The following is a 20,125-nucleotide window of genomic DNA, read 5'->3' as shown; positions in this document are numbered from 1 at the left end:
TATCGATGGGCCCCGGTTATAGGCGAGCGAAAAATACCTGTCAATACTCACGAACAAGCAGTGATCAGATGCTGTGATTGCTGATCCAGCAGTCTTGACAGTTGCTGATTGCTGGGCGAGTCTCCAGACATCGCTTCGTACCGGACTCGGGCAGACGAGGCATTCGAGCCGACGCGCCCTTTCCCGGTCAGGACAGGACAGAGAGGCCATCGCATGACCACCCCGACCGCCGACCGGCACCTGCTCTTCATCAACGGCACCCGCACCGAGGGCACGTCGGGACGTGACCACGAGGTCGTCAGCCCCGCCACGGGCGAACTCGTCGGGACGTTCCCGGTGCCCTCGGCCGCCGATGTCGACGCTGCGGTGCGTGCCGCGAACGAGGCCCAGCCCGCCTGGGCGGCGACCAATGTGTGGGACCGCGCCGAGGTCTGTCACCGCATCGGCAGGGAGCTCGGCCGGCGCGTGGACGAACTCGCCCGCCTCCAGACCCTGGAGCAGGGCAAGCCGCTCGCCGAGTCGGTCGCCGACATCGAGGAGGCGGCCAAGCTGTTCCATCTGCACGCGGAGGACGCCGTACGACTGCACGGCGAGACACTGCTCTCCACCGACAACACCAAGCGGATGTTCACCTTCCACCGCCCGGTGGGCACCTGGGGCATCATCACGCCGTGGAACTTCCCGCTGCTGATGCTCGCGGAGTTCGTCGCCCCCGGGCTCGCCACCGGCAATGCCCACGTCGTCAAGCCGCCGGCCAACACCCCGCTGACCGTGCTCCGGGCGATGGAGGCGTTCACCGCCGCCGGACTGCCCGAGGGCCTGGTCAACATCGTGCCCGGCGAGGGCGACACCGGAGAGGCGCTGGTGCGCCACGACGGAGTCCACGCGATCGGCTTCATCGGCTCCTCCGCGACCGGGGCGAGGATCCAGTCCGCCGCCGGGCTCAAGCGCTCCGTCATGGAGTGCTCCGGCAACGGCCCCCTCGTCGTCCTCGCCGACGCCGACGTCGAGGCCGCGGCCAAGGCCGCGGTCGACGGCGCCTACCCGTGCGCCGGACAGGTCTGCTGCGCCACCGAACGCGTCGTCGTGCACGAGGGCGTCCACGACGCGTTCGTCGAGGCCGTGCTGCGCGAGGCCGGGCGCATCACCCTCGGCGACCCGTTCGACCCCGCGACGGTCCTGGGCCCGCTGAACAACGAGGGCGTCGCGGCCAAGATGGACCGGCACATGGCCGACGCGCGCGAGCGCGGCGCGGACGTCCTGCTCGGCGGCCGGCGCGCCCCGGGCCACCCCACCGACCTCTACTACGAGTTCACCGTGGTGGACGGGGTGCCGGAGGACAGCCTGCTGTCCCGCGAGGAGTCCTTCGGACCGGTCGTGCCGATCATCACCGGCCGGGACGAGGACGATCTGCTGCGGATCGCCAACGACGACCGGCTGGGCCTCCAGGGCGCCGTCTTCACCCGCAGCATGACCTCCGCCTTCCGGTTCATCGAGGAGATGGCCGTGGGCCAGGTCGTCGTGAACGAGAGCAACAACTGGTGGGACATCAACATGCCGTTCGGCGGCGCCGGCGGCCGCTCCACCGGCTGGGGCCGCATCGGCGGGAAGTGGACGCTCATGGACATGACCGACACCCGCACCGGCGTGATCAGTCTCTGACCGTCCCGCGCCACCCGACCGTCCGTCCGTCGGCCGGGACCCCGACCACACCCGTCGGGGCCCCGGCCCGCGCCGCCCACCACGCCGGCAACGAGGTACCCACCGCATGACCACCGCAGCCCCGCGCCCCAGCGACCACCGCAGCCGACTGCGCGACACGAAGACCGCCCCCTACTGGCTGGACCGTCCCGAGCACCCCGCGCCGCTGCCGCGGCTGACCGCCGACACCACCTGCGACCTCGCCGTCGTCGGCGGGGGGTACACCGGGCTGTGGACGGCGCTCCTCGCCAAGCGCGACCATCCCGAACGGGACGTCCTGGTCCTCGAACAGAACACCTGCGGCCACGCGGCCAGCGGCCGCAACGGCGGGTTCTGCTCCCCCAGCCTCACCCACGGCCTCGCCAACGGCGTCGAGCGCTGGCCCGCCGAGGCCCGGCTGCTGCACCGCCTCGGCATGGAGAACCTCGACGCCTTCCGCCGCGACCTGGACACCCATGGCATCGACTGCGGATTCACCCGCAGCGGAAAGGTCACCGTCGCCGCGACCCCCTGGCAGGCCGAGGGGCTCAAGGGCGCGCACGCCCTCGCCCACCGGTTCGGCGAGCACACCAGGCTGCTGGACGGCGCGCAGCTGCGCGAGTACGTCGACTCCCCCGTCTGGACCGCCGGACTGTGGTCCCCGGACTACGCGCTGCTCGACCCCGCCCGGCTGGTCTGGGGCCTGCGCGCCGCCTGCCTCGACCTGGGGGTCCGCATCGCCGAGCACACCGAGGTCACCGCGCTGACCGCCCGGCACACCGGCCGGGTGCGGCTCGCCACACCGTACGCCGCGGTCGGCGCCCGCCAGGTCGCGCTCGCCACCAACATCTACCGGCCCCTGCTCCGGCGCCTCTCCCTCAGCATGATCCCGGTCTACGACTACGCGCTCACCACCGAACCGCTCCGCGACGACCAGCTCGCCGCCATCGGCTGGAGCGGCGACCACGGGATCACCGACGCGGGCAACCAGTTCCACTACCTCCGCAAGACCGACGACAACCGCGTCCTCTTCGGCGGCTACGACGCCGTCTACCACTACGGCAGCCCGGTCGACGAGGCCCGCACCCAGCGCCCAGCCACCTTCGACACGCTCGCCGCGCAGTTCGCCGAGGCGTTCCCCGCCCTCGCCGACGTCCGCTTCTCGCACGCCTGGGGCGGGGTCATCGACTCCACCACCCGCTTCTGCATGTTCGCCGGCACCGCCGCGCGGGGCCGGGTCTCCTACGCCCTCGGCTTCACCGGGCTCGGCGTCGGCGCCACCCGCTACGGCGCCCAGGTCATGCTGGACCTGCTCACGGGCCGCCGCACGGAGCGGACCCGGCCCGCGATGATCCGCCGCCCGCCCGTGCCCTTCCCCCCGGAACCGGTCCGCTACCTGGGCGTCGAGGCCACCAGGCGGTCCATGGCCCGCGAGGACGCGGACGGCCGCCGCAATCTGTGGCTGCGCGCCCTGGACCGACTCGGCCTCGGCTTCGACTCCTGAGCCGGGCAGGATAGGCCCGTACGACGAAGAGCCAGGCCCGCCCGTGGTGGCGGGCCGCGCACGGGAGCCGGAGCAACAGCATGAGCACGCAGGGTGGCAGCCCCCTGGACGACACCGACCGCCGGATCATCGCCGCACTCCAGGCGGACGGCCGCCGCCCGTACAGCCAGATCGGCGAGGAACTGGACATCCCGGCCTCCTCCGTGCGCTACCGCGTCCAGCGCATGGAGGAGAACGGCACGCTGCAGATCGTCGGCATCGCCAACCCGCTGACCATCGGCTTCGACCGGTTCGCCATGGTCGGCATCCGGGTGCGGCCGGGCACCGCGCAGGAGGTCTGCCGACGGCTGCGGGAGCTGCCGGAGACCTCCTACGTGATCATGACGGCGGGCACCTACGACGTGATGGCGGAGGTGATCTGCCGCGACACCGACCATTTCACGGACCTGATGAACCGCAGACTGCATCTCATCGACGGCGTCGTCTCCACCGACTCGTTCTTCGTGCTGGAGGTGCACAAGCTGGCGTACGGCTGGGGCGTCGGCGAGGTGGACAGCTCGCTGCTCGACGCGCCCCGGCCGCCGCTCGGCGCCGGTCTCGACCAGCGCGCCTGAGCCGCGCCGCGGGCGTCAGCCCGCGAACCCCACGTGCACGTGGTCGTGGTGGGTGTCGTCCGTGAAGAACTGGTTGGGCGTCGCGCCCCCGGACACCCGCACCGGCCCGCCCACGTTGTACGAACCCGCCGCGGCGGCGTCCCGCATGAACGACTCGACCAGCCGCCGCGGGGTCGCCCGGTCGACGACCGGGTGCCCGTCGATGCGCCACACGTCGAAGGCGCGGCCCGGCGGGTGGTCGCTGCGCCGGTCGGTGCCGAACACGTACAGCGGGTGCCCGGAGCTGAACACGGTGACGTCGATCCGGTACGTGCCGGCCAGGTCCAGCAGGGCCCCGAGCGCGGCCGGACGGATGTGCCCGCTGCGGACATCGGCCGTCGCCGCCGGAGGAAGCCCGATCCGCGCGTGATCGAGGACCCGCCGTGCCTCGGCGGGCAGCCGGGGCGCGGCGGCGCGCAGCGGCCCCGGATGCAGCGCGGTGACCTCCCAGCGCGGACGCGCCCGCCTCAGCCGTACGTCGACGGTGGTGCCACCGGCCCGGCCCGGGGTCCACTGCCGGTACACCACCATCACGCTGGCGGTGTCCGCCAGGATCCCGCCGTACTGCGCGTCGATCACCTGGAGCGCGGCCTCGTCCGCGGCGGGCCGCATCGGGCCCGCCGCGTCCACCAGCGACGGCGTCGCCCCCAGCGCGGCCACCCGGCGCCTCGCCGCCGCCGCGCCGCCCTGTCCGGCGGGCCACGCGCCGATCGCCTCCACCACCTGGACGGCCCGCAGCTTCACGTCGGGGTCCACGTCGTCGCGGTTCGGGCGCCAGGCGGTGGTCGCGGGGAGCGACGCGTGCGGGGACGCGGGTCCGGACGGCCCCGACGCCGTCCCGGAAGTCCCCGAGCAGCCCGCGGCCCCGGCGAACAGCCCGCCGGCCGACAGCAGCAGGCCCCGCCGGCCGAGAGGTCGTGACATGCGATGCCCCATTCCCGTTCCGGGACCGGTCGCGCGCCGGGACCCGTACAGATTTCGATGGTCAGGCATGAATGGCTTCATCATCTTCCATTCCCCGGGGCCCGGCTGCCAGCATCGGCGCACCGCCACCCCGTTGAGGGAGAAATCAGATGAAACGTCACCGTTCTCTGCGCTGTCTGGCAGCCCTGGCCATGGTCGCCCTCGCGGCCACCGCCTGCGGCCGTTCCAATCAGGGCGACGCCCCGACCGGCAACGCCTCCCGGGCAGCCGACTCCCGGTCGGCGGCCGAGCTGCTCCCCGACACGTACCGGCAGAAGGGGGTGCTCAGGGTGGCCACCGCGGTGGGGTACCCGCCGATGGAGATGTACGAGCCGGGAACCACCCGGCTCACCGGTGTCGACCCCGATCTGGCCAAGGCCGTCGCCGGCCGGCTGAAGCTCAAGGTGGAGCTCACCAACGCCGCGTTCGACGGGCTGATCCCGGGGCTGGAGTCCGGCCGCTTCGACCTGGTCATGTCGTCCATGACGGACAGCGCCCAGCGGCGGCAGGCGGTCGACTTCGTCGACTACTTCCGCACCGGCGGCGTCATCATGACGAAGAAGGGGAACCCGCAGGGCATCAAGTCCCTCGCGGACCTGTGCGGGAAGAGCGTCGTCCTCGCCAAGGGCAGCTCCAACCTCCGCATCGGCGAGGAGCAGAACGCCAAGTGCGGCGAGAAGATGCGGATCTCGCAGAGCGAGGACGCGCCGACGGGGCTGCTGCAGCTGGACAGCGGGCGCGCCGTCGCGACCATCGTCGACTACCCCGTCGCCCGGATGTTCACCGAGAAGAAGAGCGGCGCGTACGAGGTGCTGCCGGAGCAGTACGGCACCGCCCCGTGGGGCATCGCGGTCTCGAAGAGCCAGGCCGGACTGCGCGACGCGGTGCACAAGGCCCTGCAGGAGCTGATCGACAGCGGTGAGTACCGCAAGATCCTCGACACCTGGAACGTCGGCGACAGCGCCGTCACCGAGGCAACGGTCAACGACGGGCAGTGAGAACGGACATGACGTACCAGAAAACGTCCGCGGCGCCCGTGGACGGCGCGACCGCGCCCGACGACGACCTCGCCCTCAGGCTGAGTCGCCGCCCCCGTCCGGCGCGCTGGCTGGCGGTGCTGGCCGCCGCGCTGTTCGCGGTGTGGATCGCGTACACCATCATCGTCAATCCCCACCTGCACTGGGACATCGTCGCCAAGTACCAGTTCGACACGGTGATCCTCCAGGGTCTGTGGGTGACGATCCAGCTCACCCTCGTCTCGATGGCCGTCGGCGTCGTCATCGGTGTGGTCGTCGCGGTGATGCAGCTCTCCGACAGCCCGGTGCTGCGGTTCACGGCCGGTGCGTACACCTGGTTCTTCCGGGGCACTCCGCTGCTGGTCCAGCTGATCTTCTGGTTCAACCTGGCCCTGCTGTTCCCGGTGATCAGCATCGGTGTGCCGTTCGACGGGCCGAAGCTGATCAGCTGGCAGTCGAACCAGGTCATCACCGGATTCGTGGCGGCCCTGCTCGGACTCTCCATCAACGAGGGCGCCTACATGGCCGAGATCGTCCGGGCGGGCATCGGGAGCGTGGATCCCGGCCAGCGCGAGGCGGGGGCGTCCCTCGGGATGTCGAACCGTCAGATCCTGTTCCGGGTCGTCCTCCCGCAGGCGATGCGGGTCATCGTCCCGCCGTTCGGCAACCAGTTCATCTCCATGCTCAAGACGACCTCGCTGGTGTCGGTCATCGCGGGTTCCGACCTGATGACCGTCTCCCAGCACCTCTACCTCGCCAACTTCGAGGTGGTGGCGCTGCTGCTGGTGGCGTCCTTCTGGTACCTGGCCCTCACCACGCTCGCCAGCATCGGACAGCACGCGGTCGAACGCCGCTACAGCCCGGGGGCCGCCCCGCCGCTGCGGCGCAGGATCCTGGCCGACCTGAGGCCCGGACGGAACGCCGGGAAGGGAGCGACGGCATGAGCGACGTGGTCCTCAGGGCCCGCAAGGTCCGCAAGCGGTTCGGTGACACCGAGGTGCTGAAGGGCATCGATCTCGACGTCCGCAGCGGTGAGGTGCTGTGCGTCATCGGCCCCTCCGGCTCCGGCAAGTCGACGCTGCTGCGCTGCTTCAACCATCTCGAAGGGATCGACGCGGGCCGGGTGTGGATGAACGGCGAGCTGATCGGTTACGAGCAGCACGGCACGTCCGGCCGGGTCCTGCGCGAGATGCGTCCGCGCGACGTGCGGCGCCAGCGTGAGCGGATCGGGATGGTGTTCCAGCGGTTCCACCTGTTCCCGCACCGCACGGCGGTGCAGAACGTGATGGAGGGTCCGGTCGCCGTGAAGGGCCGTTCCCGCGCCGAGGCGGCGAAGCGGGCCCTGGAGCTGCTGGCCGAGGTCGGTCTCGCGGACCGCGCGGACCACTACCCGGCGCAGCTGTCGGGCGGTCAGCAGCAGCGCGTGGCGATCGCCCGCGCGCTGGCCATGGAGCCCGACCTGATGCTCTTCGACGAGCCGACCTCCGCCCTCGACCCCGAACTCGTCGGCGAGGTGCTGGGCGTCATGCGAGACCTGGCCCGCCGGGGCATGACCATGATCGTGGTCACGCACGAGATGGGCTTCGCCCGCGAGGTGGCCGACCGGGTCGTGTTCATGGACCAGGGCGCCGTCGTCGAGTCCGGGAGCCCGGACCTCCTGTTCACCGCCCCGCGCCACGCGCGCACGCGGGCCTTCCTGTCGACGGTGCTGTGATGGGCCGCCCCCTGGATCTGCTGCTGCGCGGCGGCCTGCTCGTCGACGGCACCGGAGCGCCCGCCCGGGAGGCGGACGTCGCGGTGGCGGACGGACGGATCACCGTGCTCCCGGCGGGCACGCCGGCCGCGGCGGCCGAGGTCCTGGACGTGTCCGGCCGGGCCGTGGCCCCCGGCTTCATCGACGTGCACACCCATTCCGACGCCCTGGCCGCGCCCCTCGGCGACGGCGTGCCGCAACCGGCCGACGACCTGCGGCTCGCGCCGCTGCTCCAGGGCGTCACCACGGAGATCTGCGGCAACTGCGGGACCAGTCTGTTCCCCTCGCTGCCGGAGCGGCTGCCCGAGCTGGCCGAACACCTCCGGGTGACGTTCGGGATCGGTCCGGTCCGGCCCGCGGTGGACTTCGACGCGTTCGCCGCCGGCCAGGACCCCGCGCTGCGGCACAATCACATCGCCTCGCTGGTGGGCCACGGCACGCTGCGCGCCGGGGTGATGGGCTTCGAGGACCGTCCGCCCCGGCCCGACGAGCTGGACGCCATGTGCGCGCTGCTCGACCGGGCGCTGGGGCAGGGCGCGGCGGGCCTGTCCACCGGGCTGATCTACCCGCCCGGCACGTACGCCGCCACCGAGGAGATCGTCGCCCTGGCCCGGGTCGCGGCCCGTCACGGCAAGCCCTACGTCACCCATCTGCGCGACGAGATGTCGCAGGTGGAATCGGCGCTGGAGGAGGCGCTGGAGATCGCGGAGCGTTCCGGCGCCGCGCTCCAGGTCTCCCACCACAAGACCGCGGGTCGGCACGCCTGGGGTGCCACCCTGCGCACCCTGCCGCGGCTGGAGCGGGCCCGCGCCGACGGGGTGGACGTGCTGTGCGACGTGTACCCGTACACCGCGGGCAGCACCGTGCTGCACGCGATGCTGCCGCCGTGGGCGAGCGAGGGCGGCGTCGGCGCGCTGCTGGAACGACTGGGCCGGGAGGACGTCCGCGACCGGATCCGGGCGGACATCGCCACGGGCGTCGAGGGGTGGGAGAACACCGTGGGCAACGGCGGCTGGGACCTCATCGCGGTGGCCGCCGCGCGGTCCCGTCCGGACGCCGAGGGCCGCCGGGTCGCCGATCTCGCCGCGGAGCAGGGTGTCGACCCGGTCGACTACGTGTGCGACCTGCTGCTGGCGGAGCGGGGCGAGGTGACCATCATCAGCCACTCCATGCGCGAGGACGACGTCCGGCGGGTGCTGGCCGGTCCGCTGTCGATGATCGGCTCGGACGGCGTCCCCAAGCCCGGTCGGCCGCACCCCCGTTGGGCGGGGAGCTTCGCCCGCGTGCTCGGCCACTACGCCCGCGATCAGCGACTGCTGCCACTGGAGCGGGCGGTGCACAAGATGTCGGGACTGCCGGCCCGGCGGTTCGGGCTCACCGGCCGTGGTGTGGTCCGCGACGGCGCCGTGGCGGACCTGGTGGTGTTCGATCCGGGGACGGTGTGCGACCGTGCCACGTTCGAGCGTCCGCTGCTGGCGCCCGAGGGCATCGGTACCGTGGTGGTCGCCGGACGGGTCGCGGTCAGGGACGGCCGTCCGACCGCCGCGCGGGCGGGGGAAGTGGTGAGGGTCCGATGAGTCTGTCCCAGGTGACCGCGGCGGCACGGCGGTCGGCCGCGCTGCCGCTCACCCTGGCCGTCCGCGCCGTCGACGTCGACGGCGAGGGCGCGGTGGGGGTGGACGACGACGTGGTGCTGCCCGTCGCGTCCGCCTCGAAGCTGCTGCTGCTCGCCGAGGTGTCCCGGCGTCTGGACAGCGGGGAGCTGCCGCCCGGCCGGATCGTCGAGATCCTCGACGAGGACCGTGCGGACGGCACCGGGCTGCTGCGCCGGATGAGCAGGGACGGCTGGAGCGTGGAGGACCTGGCCTGGCTGACCGCGTCGGTCAGCGACAACACCGCGACCAACGCACTGCTGCGCGTGGTGGGACGGGAGTCCACGGCCCGGTTGGCACAACGGCTCGGTCTGGGCCGTCTCGCGCTCCACGACAAGGTCCGCGACGTCCGGGGCCCGGACGTGCCGCCCGTCTTCGCCACGGGCACCGCGAGGGACCTGGCGCGGCTGGTGACGCACGCGGCACGCGGCACGATGGTCTCGCCCGCGGCCTCCGCGCGGCTGCTGGGGTGGATGCGCGCCAACACCGACCACGGGCTGGTCCCGGCCCTGGTGGACCACGACCCGTACGCGCCCGGTTTCCCGGATCCGCTGCCCGGTGGGCTGCTGGTGGCCAACAAGACCGGCACCGACACCGGGGTCCGCGCGGACGCCGGTGTCATCGTCGGGGCCCGGCGGCTCGCGTACGCGGTGGTGGCGCACTGGGACACGGCGCTGGGGCCGGGAGCCGAGCGGGCCGCGGTGCACGCCGTACGGGACGTCGGCCGCACCCTCGCGGCCTGCGCCGGCCGCTCCGCCCCCTGACGGGGCCGGGGCGGCCCCGCCCCGTCAGGACCACTGCATCTCCAGCAGCGACCTGATCTCCTCGGCCGCCGACCGCAGTTCCGCGAGGAAGATCCGCAGCAGCGGGTTGCGGTTGGTGGGCCGGGTGGCGACCCCGATCCGGCGGTGGAGCCGGGGGTGGTCCAGCCGGCAGACGTGGACGCCCGTACTGTCCGCGAGGCCGAGGGCCGGGACGAGCGCGATGCCCATCCCGGCCCGGGTCAGGTTGACCGTGACCTGGTAGTGGTCGGTGCGGCAGCGGATCCGGGGGCGGAAGCCCTCGGTGGCGCACGCGCGTTCCAGCACCGGTTCGCCGGTACGGCCGCCGTGCGTCCCGATCCAGGTCTCCCCCTCCAGGGCGGCGAGCCGGACGGTGGTGCGGCGGCCGAAGCGGTGGCCCAGCGGGAGGACCACCAGCTGGGGTTCGTCGAAGAACATCTCGACGTCGACGCCCGCGTGGCGGCACCAGGGGTCCAGCGGGTGCTCGAAGACGACCGCCGCGTCGAGCCGGCCGGCCTCCAGATCGGGCACCGTCTCGTGCGGCTGTCCGAGGATCAGCTCCAGTTCCACCTGCGGCCGCTCGGCGGCGAAGGCGGACAGCGCCCTCGGCAGCAGCTCCAGGCCCGAGGAGGCGAAGAAGCCGACGCGCAGGACGCCGGCCTCGCCCTCGGAGTGCGCGCGCAGATCGTCCTGCGCGACGGCCATCAGATCGGCCACGGCCTGGGCGTGCTCGGCCAGTCGCGCTCCGGCAGCCGTCAGCCGCAGGCTCTGCGGCTGACGTTCCACCAAGGCGGTCCCGACCTCCTGTTCCAGCCGGGCGAGCTGGTGCGAGACCGCGGACGGGCTCAGATGCAGGGCCCGGCCCGCGGCCACGATGGTGCCCGTGCGGGCTATCTCCAGCAGGACGAGCAGTCGGGCACTGTTCAGCATCGGGTCAGACTAGGCGGTATCGGCGCGGAACGCTCCAGGGGAACCGCGGGTTCCTCGACGTCCAGGCGCAGCAGGTCCTCCTCGGTCTCGCGGCGCACCACGGTGCGGACCGCGCCGTCGCGGACGAAGACGACCGCCGGGCGCGGCAGCTTGTTGTAGTTGGACGCCATCGCGTATCCGTAGGCGCCGGTGACCGGTGTGGCCAGGACGTCCCCGACGGCCGTGCCGACGGGCAGGGCGGCATCGTCGACGATCACGTCGCCGCTCTCGCAGTGCTTGCCCACCAGGCGCGCGCGCCACGGCCGCGGCGCGTGCGGACTGCGCGGCAGGAAGACCTCGTAACGGCTGCCGTACAGGGCGGGGCGCAGGTTGTCGCTCATCCCGCCGTCGACCCCGACGTAGGTCCGTACGCCCTCGATCCGTTTGATCGTCCCGACCCGGTAAAGGGTCAGCCCGGCGCGGGCGGCTATGGACCTTCCGGGCTCCACCGTGACCTCGCCGTGCCAGCCCGCCTCCCGGACGGCGCTCCGCACCGCGGCGGCCCAGTCGGCGAACGAGGGCACGGTCTGCCCGGCCTCGTAGGCGACGCCGAGGCCGCCGCCGACGGTCAGCCGGGGTGCGCGCGTCTCGACCGCGAACCGCGCCACGGCGGCGGCGCCGGCCGCGAGTTCGGCGGTGTCCAGCACCTGGGAGCCCACGTGCGCGTGGATGCCCTCCAGGACCATCGCCGGGGACCGGTCGGCACGCCGCACGGCGTGTGCGGCGGCCCCGTCCGCCAGACCGAAGCCGAACTTGGAGTCGTGGCCGCCGGTCCTGATCGCCTCGTGGGCACCGGCGGCGACGCCCGGGGCGACCCTCAGCTGGACGTGCGCGGGCGGCAGCCGTTCCTCGGCGTGCAGCCGCTCGATGCGGTCCATCTCGTCGAGGCTGTCGACCACGACGTGCCGCAGCCCGGCCGTCATCGCCGTGCGCAGTTCCGTCTCGTTCTTGTTGTTGCCGTGCAGCACGATCCGGTCGGCCGGTACGCCCGCGTGCAGGGCCACGCGCAGTTCGCCGCCGGAGGCGACGTCGAGCAGCATCCCCTCCTCGTGGGCGAGACGGGCCATGGCCGTGCACAGGAACGCCTTGGAGGCGTAGGCGACGTTGTCCTGGCCGAAGGCGGCGACCGCCTCCCGGCAGCGCAGGCGCAGGTGCTCCTCGTCGTAGACGAACAGCGGGGTTCCGAAGCGCTCCGCGAGGTCGACGAGCGGGACGCCCCCGACAGCGAGTCCGCCGGGGCGGGCCTCGGCCGTGAGGGGCAACAGCCCCGTTTCGATGGCTGACGTCATGGTTCCTCCCCTGTGGGCCGGTTCCCGGCCATCCTCCGGCCTGCGGGAGGGGACACAAAAGCGCATTCTTCCGTGGCTGAGCCTCAGGTTCTTCGATGCATCGACCCAGGCGTACCCGCGTGGCGGCGGCCGGGTCGCGGGTGCGGCGCACGCGCGGCGCTCACCGGCGCGGTGCGCCGTCCGCCGGGTCCTGGTCGCGTGCGACGGTTCCGGTCCGCTTGAGGGTGCGGATGATCGGGGCCGTCTCGACCGTGTCGACACCCGGGAGCGCCCCGATGCGCTCGGCGAGGTAGTCGTAGAGGTGTTCGTCGTCCCGGCACAGGACGGTGGCGAGCAGATTGGTCCGTCCCGTGGTCGCGGCCGCGTACGCCACTTCGGGGTGGCGGGCCAGCTCGGCGCCGGCGGCGGCGAGCCGCGCGGGACGCACCGACAGCCACAGCGCGGTGCCGGAGGGGCCGCCGAGCGAGCGCTCGTCGATGTCCAGCACGAAGAACAGCGCCCCGGCTCCGCGCAGGTGCGCGATGCGGCGGCGCACCGTCGACTCGTGGCAGCGTGCCTCGGCGGCGAGCGCGGCGTGCGTGGTGCGGCCGTCGCGGGCCAGTGCCGCGAGGAGCAGGTGGTCGAGGTCGGTGAGCCGGACGGGCTGCGCCCGGGCGTCGGGCGGCGGGTACGCGGGGGCGAGCGCGTCCCGCTGCTCCGGGGTGAGGACGGAGGCGATGCCGTCCCAGCCGGTCGGGCCGCCCTTGAACAGCCGCAGCAGCCGGTGCGCGGTCACCGACGTGACCGCGCGGCTCGCGGGGATCCGGCCCATCAGCAGCGCGTCCCGCTCCCGTTCGCCGCGCACCGCCAGGTGGCAGACCACCTCGGTACCACCGGCGGCGAGCTTGACCCAGCGGGTGTCCTCCCGCCGGGCCAGGGCCCGGGCGAGCCCCAGCGCGGCGCTCGGGACGCACTGGAGCCGCAGCGCCCACACGGTCTGCCCGACGGGTCTGGGGTTGAGCCGGCCGACGACGCGCAGCCCGGCCGTCTCGCGCAACCGGGCGTAGCGGCGGGCGACCATCTGGTCCGAGACGCCCAGGACCGAGGCGATCCGGCGCAATGGCGCGCGGCCGTCGATCTTCAGTGCGTGGATGAGCTGCAGATCGAGGAATTCCACGTCCGCCAAGTCTATGCGCGGCGAGAACCGGCATGCGCGGCCGGACTCGTTGTTCCTGTTCGGGACCATTTCGGATCCTCGGTGTGCAGGCCCGCGCGGATCGTTCCGGAGCGGGACCGCGCATCCCGCGGCGCCGCCCGGCGCGGTCGCCGCTGTCCACGAAGAGGAGGACGGGAGGCGTCGGCGCATCGCCCGCTTCCCACGGCGCATGAGCACATTCCGTGACCTTCGGCACTACATCGACCAGCTGACCGGGACGCTCGGGGAGGACGAGGTGCTCCGGATCGACGGCGCGGACCGCGATCTGGACATCGGCGGCATCACCGAACTCATGGCGGAGAAGGAGGGGCCCGCCCTGATGTTCGACAACATTCCCGGATTCCCCCCGGGCTACCGGGTGTTCACCAACTTCATGGGGACGGCGGCCCGCACCGCGGTGGCGCTCGGGCTGCCGCCCGACACCCCGAAGCTGGACATCGTGCGGGCCTGGAAGGACCTGAGCAGGCGGATCGAACCGGTGCCGCCGGTCGAGGTCACCACCGGTCCGGTCCTGGAGAACGTCCTGACCGGCGACGACGTCGACCTGCGCATCTTCCCGGCGCCCCGGTGGCACGAGGCCGACGGAGGGCGCTACATCGGCACCGCCTGCATGGTCATCGCCCGCGACCCCGACACCGGCTGGGTGAACATCGGCACGTACCGGGCGTGCGTGCAGGGCCCGGACCGGCTCTCGCTGTGGATGCTCGGCAACCGGCACGCCCGCGCCATCGCGGAGAAGTACTGGGCGCGCGGGCGTTCCTGCCCGATCGCGGTGGTGGTGGGCCAGGACCCGATCCTGTCCACGGCGGCGGCGATCGCCGCCCCCTCGGGGATGTCGGAGTACGACCTGGCCGGCGGACTGCGCGGGAAGGGGGTCGAGGTCCTGTACCCGGAGGGCAGCGAGCTTCCCGTCCCGGCGCACGCGGAGATCGTGATCGAGGGCGAGCTGCCGCCGGTCGAGGAGGAGTCCGTCCTGGAGGGGCCGTTCGGCGAGTGGACCGGCTACTACACGCACTCGGGCCAGGAGACCGTCGTCCGGGTGAAGCGGATCCTGCACCGGGACGACCCGATCATCCTCGGCGCGCCGCCGATGCTTCCGACCGTCCCCGCGGGCGACCAGGCCGTGCCGCTGTACTCGGCGTCGGTGACCTGGGACCACCTGGAGGCCTCCGGGGTGCAGAACGTCAAGGGCGTGTGGGCCTACGCCCGCCAGCTGCTGATGGTGGTCTCCATCGAGCAGACCGGCGCGGGGGACGCCATGCACGCGCTGCTGGCGGCGGCCGGGCGCAAGCGCACCGGGGGCATGGAGCGGTACTTCGTCGTGGTCGACGAGGACATCGATGTCACCGACATCAACCATGTCCTGTGGGCGATGTTCACCCGTGTCGATCCGTCGGAGTCGATCCAGGTGCTGCGCGCACCGACGACCGCCATCGATCCGCGGCTGTCGCCCGAGCGCCGGGAGGCCGGGGACCTGTCGATGGGGATCGTGCTGATCGACGCGACCAAGCCGTTCGCCTGGAAGGACCGCTACCCGGCGGCGAACCGCTTCGACGACGCGGCCCGCGAGGAGCTGCGGCGGCGGTGGGAAGGGGTCCTGGCGCTCTGAGAGCCCGTCGGACGGCCTCCGACCGGGACGGCCACGCCCTGGCGCGCATGCCGCCCGCGTCGCGGGAATGCCCTGGTGGCTCCTTCCCCGAGCGCTCGACTCCGTTCGAGCCGGGGAGACCCCGTCCGAGGCATCCCGGCGCCCCGGAACCGCACGCCCCGCACCGCGTCCGCTCTCCGATCGGAGGTCACCCGGCAGGCGCCGGTTCCGGCGCCGCGGGGAGGGGCGGGCCCCGCCCCTCCCCGCCTTCCTTCCCGTCCCCTCGTCCCCGTCCCTCTACTTCCTCGTCCCGCCCCGCATCCCGTTCCGTCGCGCCGCAAGGAGCCCCCGTGACCATCCCACCTCCCGCCCGTCTCGTCGTCGCAGTCACCGGCGCGACGGGCGCGCCGATCGCCGTCCGTCTGCTCGAAGTCCTGCGGGAGGTGCCGGAGGTGGAGACCCATCTCGTGCTGAGCACCTGGGCCCGCTCCACCATCGAGGTGGAGACGTCCCTCACCAGCAGACGGTTCGCCGAACTCGCCGACGTGAACCACAAGTTCGGTGAGCTGGGGGCGACGATCTCTTCCGGCTCGTACCGGACCGCGGGCATGGTGATCGTGCCGTGCAGCATGAAGACGCTCGCGGCGGTACGGCACGGTCTCGCCGACAACCTCGTCTGCCGGGCGGCCGACGTCACCCTCAAGGAGCGGCGGCCGCTGGTCCTCGTGCCCCGCGAGACACCGCTGAACGAGATCCACCTGGAGAACATGCTCGCCCTCGCCCGCATGGGCGCGCGGATCGTTCCGCCGATGCCGTCCTTCTACGACGCGCCGAGCAGCATCGACGACCTCGTGGACCACATCGTGATGCGGATCCTCGACCAGTTCTCCCTGCCGGTCGCCACGGCGGACATCGCGGAGCGCTGGCCGGGCCTGGCCGCCACCCGCGTACGGGAGTCTCGGCGGCAGCGGCGCGACACGACGGGGGCGGTCCGGGGCCGGTCGCGGTGACGGGCGGCCCCGGCCGCCCCTCGCGCCCGGGCGCCCGGGTGCTCAGGCGACCAGGGGGCGGTCGTGCGGTGCCACGGGAGCCGGGAGCATCGTGGAGCCGTTCAGGTAGCGGTCCGTCGCCGCGGCGGCGGACCGTCCCTCCGCGATGGCCCAGACGACGAGAGACTGTCCGCGCCCCGCGTCACCCGCGATGAACACGCCTCCCGCCCGCGCCCGGCCCGCCCCCGCGACCGGCTCCGACGGGCCGGCCGACGACGGTGCGGCCGTCACGGCCTCGAAGGCGTCGGTCCGGGCGTAGTTCCCCCGGTCGTCCAGTACGAGTCCGAGCTGACGCACCAGCCCGCCCTCCCGATCCGGACCGTGGAAACCGAGGGCGAGCAGGACCATGTCGGCGGGGATCACGTGTTCCGTGCCCGGCCTCGGCGTCCTGTCCGCGGGCCCCACCTCCGCCAGGCGCAGCGCGCACACACGGCCGGCCCCGTCGTCGTCGAAGCCCAGGGTGGCCGCGCAGAAGCGTCTCGGGTCCCCGCCGTCCCGGTCCCGGGCCTCCTCGTGGGCGTGGGACACCCGGTAGATCCGGGGGCGCACGGGCCAGGGTTCGGTGTCCGGGCGTACGGGTCCGGGTTCGGGGTTGATGTCGAGCTGGACGACGGAAGCGGCGCCCTGGCGCAGCACCGTGCCGAGGCAGTCCGCCCCGGTGTCGCCGCCGCCGACGATCACGACGTGTCTGCCCTCGGCGGTGAGGACCACGAGGTCCCGGTCCCCCTCGGCGACCCGGTTGGCCAGCGTCAGGTACTCCATGGCCTGGTGGATGCCGCACAGCTCACGGCCCGGGACGGGCAGTTCCCTGCGCTCCGTGGCCCCGACGGCGATGACGACCGCGTCGTTGCTGTCCGCGAGGCCGCGGGCGTCGAGGTCGTCACCGACGCGCACGCCGGTGCGGAACTCCGTGCCCTCCGCCCGCATCTGCTCGATGCGGCGGTCCAGATGGCACTTCTCCAGCTTGAAGGCGGGGATGCCGTACCGCAGCAGTCCTCCGAGGCGGTCGGCGCGTTCGTAGACGGTGACGGAGTGGCCGGCGCGGGTGAGCTGCTGCGCGGCCGCGAGCCCCGCGGGTCCGGAACCGACGACGGCGACGGACTTGCCGCTGAGGCGCCGCGGCGGGCGGGGCTCCGTGTATCCGCGTGCCCAGCTCTCGTCGGCGATGGCCTGCTCGACGTTCTTGATCGTCACGGGGTCGGCGTTGATGGACAGCACGCAGGAGTCCTCGCACGGCGCCGGGCAGAGCCGCCCGGTGAACTCGGGGAAGTTGTTCGTGGCGTGCAGCCGCTCGGCCGCCGCCCACCAGTCCCCCTTCCTCGCGTAGGCGTTCCACTCGGGGATGAGGTTTCCCAGGGGGCAGCCGCTGTGGCAGAAGGGGATGCCGCAGTCCATGCAGCGCCCCGCCTGTTCGGACACGAGCGGCAGCCTGGTCCGCCCCGCGTGGACCTCGTCCCAGTCGCCCAGCCGTTCCCGGACGGGGCGGGCGGGAACGGGCCGGCGATCGGTCCTGAGAAAGCCGTGGGGGTCGGTCATGGCTCCGCCTCCGTCGCCCACTCGCGGTGCACGGACGTCAGAGCCAGCCTACGCCCGCACGCCCTCGCGGCCATCCGGGTGACGAGCCGCGGACGGGTTCTCGCCGGGCGCCGGGGCCGGTCAGGCCTCCCCGGCCCCGCGCTGGACGACACCCCCCGCGCGGGCGGCCTCGCCGAACCGGTGCGGCTCGGAGGCGACGGGCAGGCGGTGGATCGCGATGACGGCCGCGTCGTCCCCCAGCCGTCCCCCGGCATGGCCCAGGAGATCGCGTCGCAGATGATGCAGGAGCGCCTCCGGGGAACTCTCGGTCCACCGGGCGGCCCGCTCCGCGAACGGGTAGAAGCGTCCGCCCCCGTCGCGCGCCTCGATGACCCCGTCGGTGTAGAGGAGCAGGGTCTCGCCGTCCTCGAAGGCGAACGAGTCCAGGGCGTAGGAGGACGGCCCCAGGCTGCCGACCCCCAGGGGCGGCGAAGGTCGCAGCCGGGGCACGGTGACGGAGTGCCCCGGGCCCAGCAGCAGGGGCGGGGGGTGCCCGCAGCTCGTCATCCGGCTGACGCCGCCCTCGTCGGGGATCTCCAGCAGCAGGGCGGTGACGAAGGGTTCGCCGATCTCGCCCTCCCGCTCGAAGTCGGCCTCGTAGCGGCAGACGCTCTGTTCGAGGGCCGCGGCGAGCTCGGGCAGGCCGGTGTGCCGGTGGGCGGCCTCGCGGAACGCCCCGAGCAGTACGGCGGCCTCACCGATCGCGGCCAGGCCCTTGCCCCGCACGTCGCCGATCAGCAACCGTGTTCCGCCGTCGACGCGGGTGACCGCGTACAGGTCCCCGCCGATCAGGGCCTCGTCCTCTGCGGGCAGGTACAGAGAGGCGACCCGCAGCGGGCCGATGCGTTCCGGGAGCGGCCACAGCAGCACCTGCTGCGCGGCCTCCGCCACCGACCGCACCTGGGCGAGCTGTCTGCCCCGGCGTTCGCGCAGCAGGCAGTAGAACACGATCAGCGCGGAGAGCACCGCGAGGGCGATGATCTGCACCAACGAGTTCTCGGTGGCCAGCCTGCCGAGGTGCTGGACGATGAACGTCTGGGCGGCCACGGCCAGCACCCCGACCGCCCCGGTCAGCACCGGGCCCGCGAAGGACGCGCAGAGCGCGGGCGCTATGACCAGCAGCGGTCCGAGCTGTATGTTCCGCCCCGTCACGATGTCCACGAGGGTGATCAAGACGATCAGGGCCAGGGGCAGCGCCACCAGCCCGTGGCCCGGCCGCCATGACTTGCGAAGAGCCCTGAAGCGTTCACCGATCCTCACGTCTTCCACAGTGCACCGCGGCCGGTCGCCTCACGACTCGACGGGGGTTCGCGCCGGCCCGGGTGCCACGGACGGGCCGGCGCCCGGTCGGAGCGTTAGGCTCGTTCTGCGGGCAGTCCCCCGCACGCGTTCCGACCGTGGAGGCGGCCATGAGCGAGAACGAGGAGTACCCGACTCCGTCGCAGGCCGAGGGCGAACGGCTGGACGAGGATCTCAACCCGGCCGAGCAGCGGCATCCCGCCACGACACGCACCCAGCCGTCCCAGGCGGAGGGCGAGCGCCTGCCGGAGGACGCCGAGAGCTGACCTGTCCATGTCCACCGACGCACTCGTGGAGCGCCGGGACGAGGCGATCGACGTGTCCGTCGGGCGGCCGGCGGCGCTGCGGATGCCCTCGGGCGGGCGGCTGGAGGACCTGCTGGACGAGGTGCTCGACCGGTGCGGCCGGGACGCGGAGGACGACATCGCGGTCCCGGCCTCCCGCATCCGCTCGGACGGGCGGATGCGGGAGCCGGCGTCCTGACCCGGTGGCGGGCGTTCATTCCCGGGTGTGCTTGCGGCGTGCGGCGGCACGGCTGGTCACCAGGTGCTTCATGACGAGTTCCTCGACCCGTGGCACGTCCCGGTCCGCGATCGCCTCGTAGAGGTCCTCGTGCTCCTCGGCGACCTCCACGAGGTCGTCGTGCTGCCCCAGCAGCCAGCGCATCCTGCTGCGCAGGGTGCCTCCGAGCTCGTTCAGCAGCTCGTTGTCGGCGAGGGACGTCACCGTCTCGTGGAAGTCGGCCGCCGCCCGTCGCGCCCGTACGGCGTCGCCCTCGTGCGCGGCGCTCAGCTCCGCGTCGAGATCCGCGCGCAGCTTCGCCAGTCCCGCGCGGGTGCGCCGCTGGGCGGCGAGCCGGAACGTCAGCGTCTCCAGAGCCGTACGGACCTCGTCGAGGTCCGCGATGTCCGTCGGCGTGAACTCCCGCACCACGGCCCAGGTGCGCGGCCTCGGAGTGACCAGCCCCTCGGTGACCAGGGCCCGCAGGGCCTCCCGGATGGGCAGCCTGCTCACTCCGAGCTCCGCGGCGAGTTCGCGCTCGACGAGTCTGCTGCCCGGCGCGCGGGCGCCGTCGATGATCTGGTCACGCAACTGCCGGGTGACCCGCTCCGACTCGGGTTCGAAGCCGCCAGGCGGTGTCATGTCCTCATTCTCCCA

The 20,125-nt window shown here is 73.1% G+C and carries 18 protein-coding genes and 1 pseudogene; 12 read left to right on the top strand and 7 right to left on the bottom strand.

The annotated features are described in order from the left end of the window. The first annotated feature begins 213 nt into the window (after positions 1-213). The 3 genes from AB0E67_RS21040 (at position 214) to AB0E67_RS21030 (ending at position 3,798) form a co-directional block, all read left to right on the top strand. A complete protein-coding gene (locus AB0E67_RS21040) occupies positions 214-1,662 on the top strand; it encodes an aldehyde dehydrogenase family protein (protein ID WP_362028850.1) in 1,449 nt (482 codons plus the stop codon). A 106-nt stretch (positions 1,663-1,768) separates the two neighbouring features. Next, positions 1,769-3,184, top strand: coding sequence for an FAD-dependent oxidoreductase (locus AB0E67_RS21035; protein WP_362028847.1), 1,416 nt, complete (start codon positions 1,769-1,771; stop codon positions 3,182-3,184). A gap of 80 nt (positions 3,185-3,264) precedes the next feature. Continuing rightward, positions 3,265-3,798 carry an Lrp/AsnC family transcriptional regulator gene (locus tag AB0E67_RS21030; RefSeq protein ID WP_073785833.1) on the top strand — a complete coding sequence of 178 codons (534 nt, stop codon included), beginning with the start codon at positions 3,265-3,267 and terminating at the stop codon, positions 3,796-3,798. A 15-nt stretch (positions 3,799-3,813) separates the two neighbouring features. On the opposite strand, the gene AB0E67_RS21025 is transcribed toward AB0E67_RS21030, so the two are convergent. Continuing rightward, entirely contained in the window at positions 3,814-4,761 is a 948-nt protein-coding gene (locus AB0E67_RS21025; protein ID WP_362028844.1) for a hypothetical protein, read from the bottom strand. A 149-nt stretch (positions 4,762-4,910) separates the two neighbouring features. Here AB0E67_RS21025 and AB0E67_RS21020 point away from each other — a divergent pair, with 149 nt between their 5' ends. Genes AB0E67_RS21020 through AB0E67_RS21000 form a run of 5 tightly spaced genes read left to right on the top strand, consistent with a single transcriptional unit; the run spans position 4,911 to position 9,985 of the window. Further along, a complete protein-coding gene (locus tag AB0E67_RS21020; protein WP_362028842.1) occupies positions 4,911-5,798 on the top strand; it encodes an ABC transporter substrate-binding protein in 888 nt (295 codons plus the stop codon). Between the two features lie 8 nt (positions 5,799-5,806). Beyond that, positions 5,807-6,760 (top strand): amino acid ABC transporter permease, encoded by a 954-nt coding sequence (locus AB0E67_RS21015; RefSeq protein ID WP_351524967.1) that lies wholly within the window; start codon positions 5,807-5,809, stop codon positions 6,758-6,760. Beyond that, positions 6,757-7,530, top strand: coding sequence for an amino acid ABC transporter ATP-binding protein (locus tag AB0E67_RS21010; protein WP_362028839.1), 774 nt, complete (start codon positions 6,757-6,759; stop codon positions 7,528-7,530). The genes AB0E67_RS21015 and AB0E67_RS21010 overlap by 4 nt, the downstream gene beginning before the upstream one ends. Continuing rightward, positions 7,530-9,146, top strand: a complete 1,617-nt coding sequence (locus AB0E67_RS21005) for a D-aminoacylase (RefSeq protein WP_362028837.1) — start codon at positions 7,530-7,532, stop codon at positions 9,144-9,146. Before AB0E67_RS21010 ends, AB0E67_RS21005 begins: the two co-directional genes overlap by 1 nt. Further along, positions 9,143-9,985 (top strand): serine hydrolase, encoded by an 843-nt coding sequence (locus AB0E67_RS21000; RefSeq protein ID WP_362028834.1) that lies wholly within the window; start codon positions 9,143-9,145, stop codon positions 9,983-9,985. The genes AB0E67_RS21005 and AB0E67_RS21000 overlap by 4 nt, the downstream gene beginning before the upstream one ends. Before the next feature lie 24 nt (positions 9,986-10,009). On the opposite strand, the gene AB0E67_RS20995 is transcribed toward AB0E67_RS21000, so the two are convergent. The 3 genes from AB0E67_RS20995 to AB0E67_RS20985 all read right to left on the bottom strand — a co-directional run bounded on the left by AB0E67_RS20995 (position 10,010) and on the right by AB0E67_RS20985 (position 13,417). Further along, positions 10,010-10,933: a LysR family transcriptional regulator gene (locus AB0E67_RS20995; RefSeq protein ID WP_073785819.1), complete on the bottom strand. Its 924-nt coding sequence runs from the start codon at positions 10,931-10,933 to the stop codon at positions 10,010-10,012. Further along, entirely contained in the window at positions 10,927-12,261 is a 1,335-nt protein-coding gene (lysA, locus tag AB0E67_RS20990; protein WP_362028831.1) for a diaminopimelate decarboxylase, read from the bottom strand. The genes AB0E67_RS20995 and lysA overlap by 7 nt, the downstream gene beginning before the upstream one ends. A 160-nt stretch (positions 12,262-12,421) precedes the next feature. Beyond that, positions 12,422-13,417, bottom strand: coding sequence for an AsnC family transcriptional regulator (locus AB0E67_RS20985; RefSeq protein WP_362028828.1), 996 nt, complete (start codon positions 13,415-13,417; stop codon positions 12,422-12,424). Between the two features lie 208 nt (positions 13,418-13,625). On the opposite strand from AB0E67_RS20985, the gene AB0E67_RS20980 reads away from it, so the two are divergent. Then, on the top strand, positions 13,626-15,065 hold the full coding sequence (locus tag AB0E67_RS20980; RefSeq protein ID WP_362028826.1) for a UbiD family decarboxylase: 1,440 nt from the start codon (positions 13,626-13,628) through the stop codon (positions 15,063-15,065). A 329-nt stretch (positions 15,066-15,394) separates the two neighbouring features. Then, on the top strand, positions 15,395-16,054 hold the full coding sequence (locus tag AB0E67_RS20975) for a UbiX family flavin prenyltransferase (protein WP_362028823.1): 660 nt from the start codon (positions 15,395-15,397) through the stop codon (positions 16,052-16,054). A gap of 42 nt (positions 16,055-16,096) precedes the next feature. On the opposite strand, the gene AB0E67_RS20970 is transcribed toward AB0E67_RS20975, so the two are convergent. Both AB0E67_RS20970 and AB0E67_RS20965 read right to left on the bottom strand, forming a co-directional pair. Beyond that, complete coding sequence (locus AB0E67_RS20970) at positions 16,097-17,629, bottom strand: glutamate synthase subunit beta (RefSeq protein ID WP_362028820.1); 1,533 nt, start codon at positions 17,627-17,629, stop codon at positions 16,097-16,099. Positions 17,630-17,749: 120 nt separating this feature from the next. Beyond that, the gene (locus tag AB0E67_RS20965; RefSeq protein ID WP_362028818.1) at positions 17,750-18,928 is read right to left on the bottom strand and encodes a PP2C family protein-serine/threonine phosphatase; all 1,179 of its coding nucleotides are present in this window, start codon (positions 18,926-18,928) and stop codon (positions 17,750-17,752) included. 149 nt (positions 18,929-19,077) lie between these two features. Here AB0E67_RS20965 and AB0E67_RS20960 point away from each other — a divergent pair, with 149 nt between their 5' ends. Together AB0E67_RS20960 and AB0E67_RS20955 are read left to right on the top strand one after the other, a co-directional pair. Further along, positions 19,078-19,233, top strand: coding sequence for a hypothetical protein (locus AB0E67_RS20960; RefSeq protein WP_199883242.1), 156 nt, complete (start codon positions 19,078-19,080; stop codon positions 19,231-19,233). A 1-nt stretch (position 19,234) separates the two neighbouring features. Then, positions 19,235-19,450, top strand: a pseudogene (locus AB0E67_RS20955) (diguanylate cyclase); the annotation flags it as partial. Positions 19,451-19,465: 15 nt separating this feature from the next. Here the strand turns inward: AB0E67_RS20955 and AB0E67_RS20950 are convergent. Next, on the bottom strand, positions 19,466-20,110 hold the full coding sequence (locus AB0E67_RS20950; RefSeq protein WP_362028815.1) for a GntR family transcriptional regulator: 645 nt from the start codon (positions 20,108-20,110) through the stop codon (positions 19,466-19,468). Positions 20,111-20,125: the final 15 nt, after the last annotated feature.

It is taken from the genome of Streptomyces sp. NPDC032161 (genome assembly GCF_040636995.1).
In the GTDB taxonomy this organism is placed as follows: domain Bacteria; phylum Actinomycetota; class Actinomycetes; order Streptomycetales; family Streptomycetaceae; genus Streptomyces.
Note: the sequence above shows the minus strand (reverse complement) of the source record. Positions and strands in the feature narration are given on the sequence as shown.

What these genes read in the sequence shown, in the direction of transcription:
- AB0E67_RS21020 (WP_362028842.1), top strand. Translation starts at nt 4,911, where the DNA reads ATGAAACGTCACCGTTCTCTGCGCTGTCTGGCAGCCCTGGCCATGGTC.
- AB0E67_RS21005 (WP_362028837.1), top strand. Translation starts at nt 7,530, where the DNA reads ATGGGCCGCCCCCTGGATCTGCTGCTGCGCGGCGGCCTGCTCGTCGAC.
- AB0E67_RS21015 (WP_351524967.1), top strand. Translation starts at nt 5,807, where the DNA reads ATGACGTACCAGAAAACGTCCGCGGCGCCCGTGGACGGCGCGACCGCG.
- lysA (WP_362028831.1), bottom strand. Translation starts at nt 12,261, where the DNA reads ATGACGTCAGCCATCGAAACGGGGCTGTTGCCCCTCACGGCCGAGGCC.
- AB0E67_RS21030 (WP_073785833.1), top strand. Translation starts at nt 3,265, where the DNA reads ATGAGCACGCAGGGTGGCAGCCCCCTGGACGACACCGACCGCCGGATC.
- AB0E67_RS20995 (WP_073785819.1), bottom strand. Translation starts at nt 10,933, where the DNA reads ATGCTGAACAGTGCCCGACTGCTCGTCCTGCTGGAGATAGCCCGCACG.
- AB0E67_RS21000 (WP_362028834.1), top strand. Translation starts at nt 9,143, where the DNA reads ATGAGTCTGTCCCAGGTGACCGCGGCGGCACGGCGGTCGGCCGCGCTG.
- AB0E67_RS21025 (WP_362028844.1), bottom strand. Translation starts at nt 4,761, where the DNA reads ATGTCACGACCTCTCGGCCGGCGGGGCCTGCTGCTGTCGGCCGGCGGG.
- AB0E67_RS21035 (WP_362028847.1), top strand. Translation starts at nt 1,769, where the DNA reads ATGACCACCGCAGCCCCGCGCCCCAGCGACCACCGCAGCCGACTGCGC.
- AB0E67_RS21040 (WP_362028850.1), top strand. Translation starts at nt 214, where the DNA reads ATGACCACCCCGACCGCCGACCGGCACCTGCTCTTCATCAACGGCACC.
- AB0E67_RS20950 (WP_362028815.1), bottom strand. Translation starts at nt 20,110, where the DNA reads ATGACACCGCCTGGCGGCTTCGAACCCGAGTCGGAGCGGGTCACCCGG.
- AB0E67_RS20960 (WP_199883242.1), top strand. Translation starts at nt 19,078, where the DNA reads ATGAGCGAGAACGAGGAGTACCCGACTCCGTCGCAGGCCGAGGGCGAA.
- AB0E67_RS20970 (WP_362028820.1), bottom strand. Translation starts at nt 17,629, where the DNA reads ATGACCGACCCCCACGGCTTTCTCAGGACCGATCGCCGGCCCGTTCCC.
- AB0E67_RS20980 (WP_362028826.1), top strand. Translation starts at nt 13,626, where the DNA reads ATGAGCACATTCCGTGACCTTCGGCACTACATCGACCAGCTGACCGGG.
- AB0E67_RS21010 (WP_362028839.1), top strand. Translation starts at nt 6,757, where the DNA reads ATGAGCGACGTGGTCCTCAGGGCCCGCAAGGTCCGCAAGCGGTTCGGT.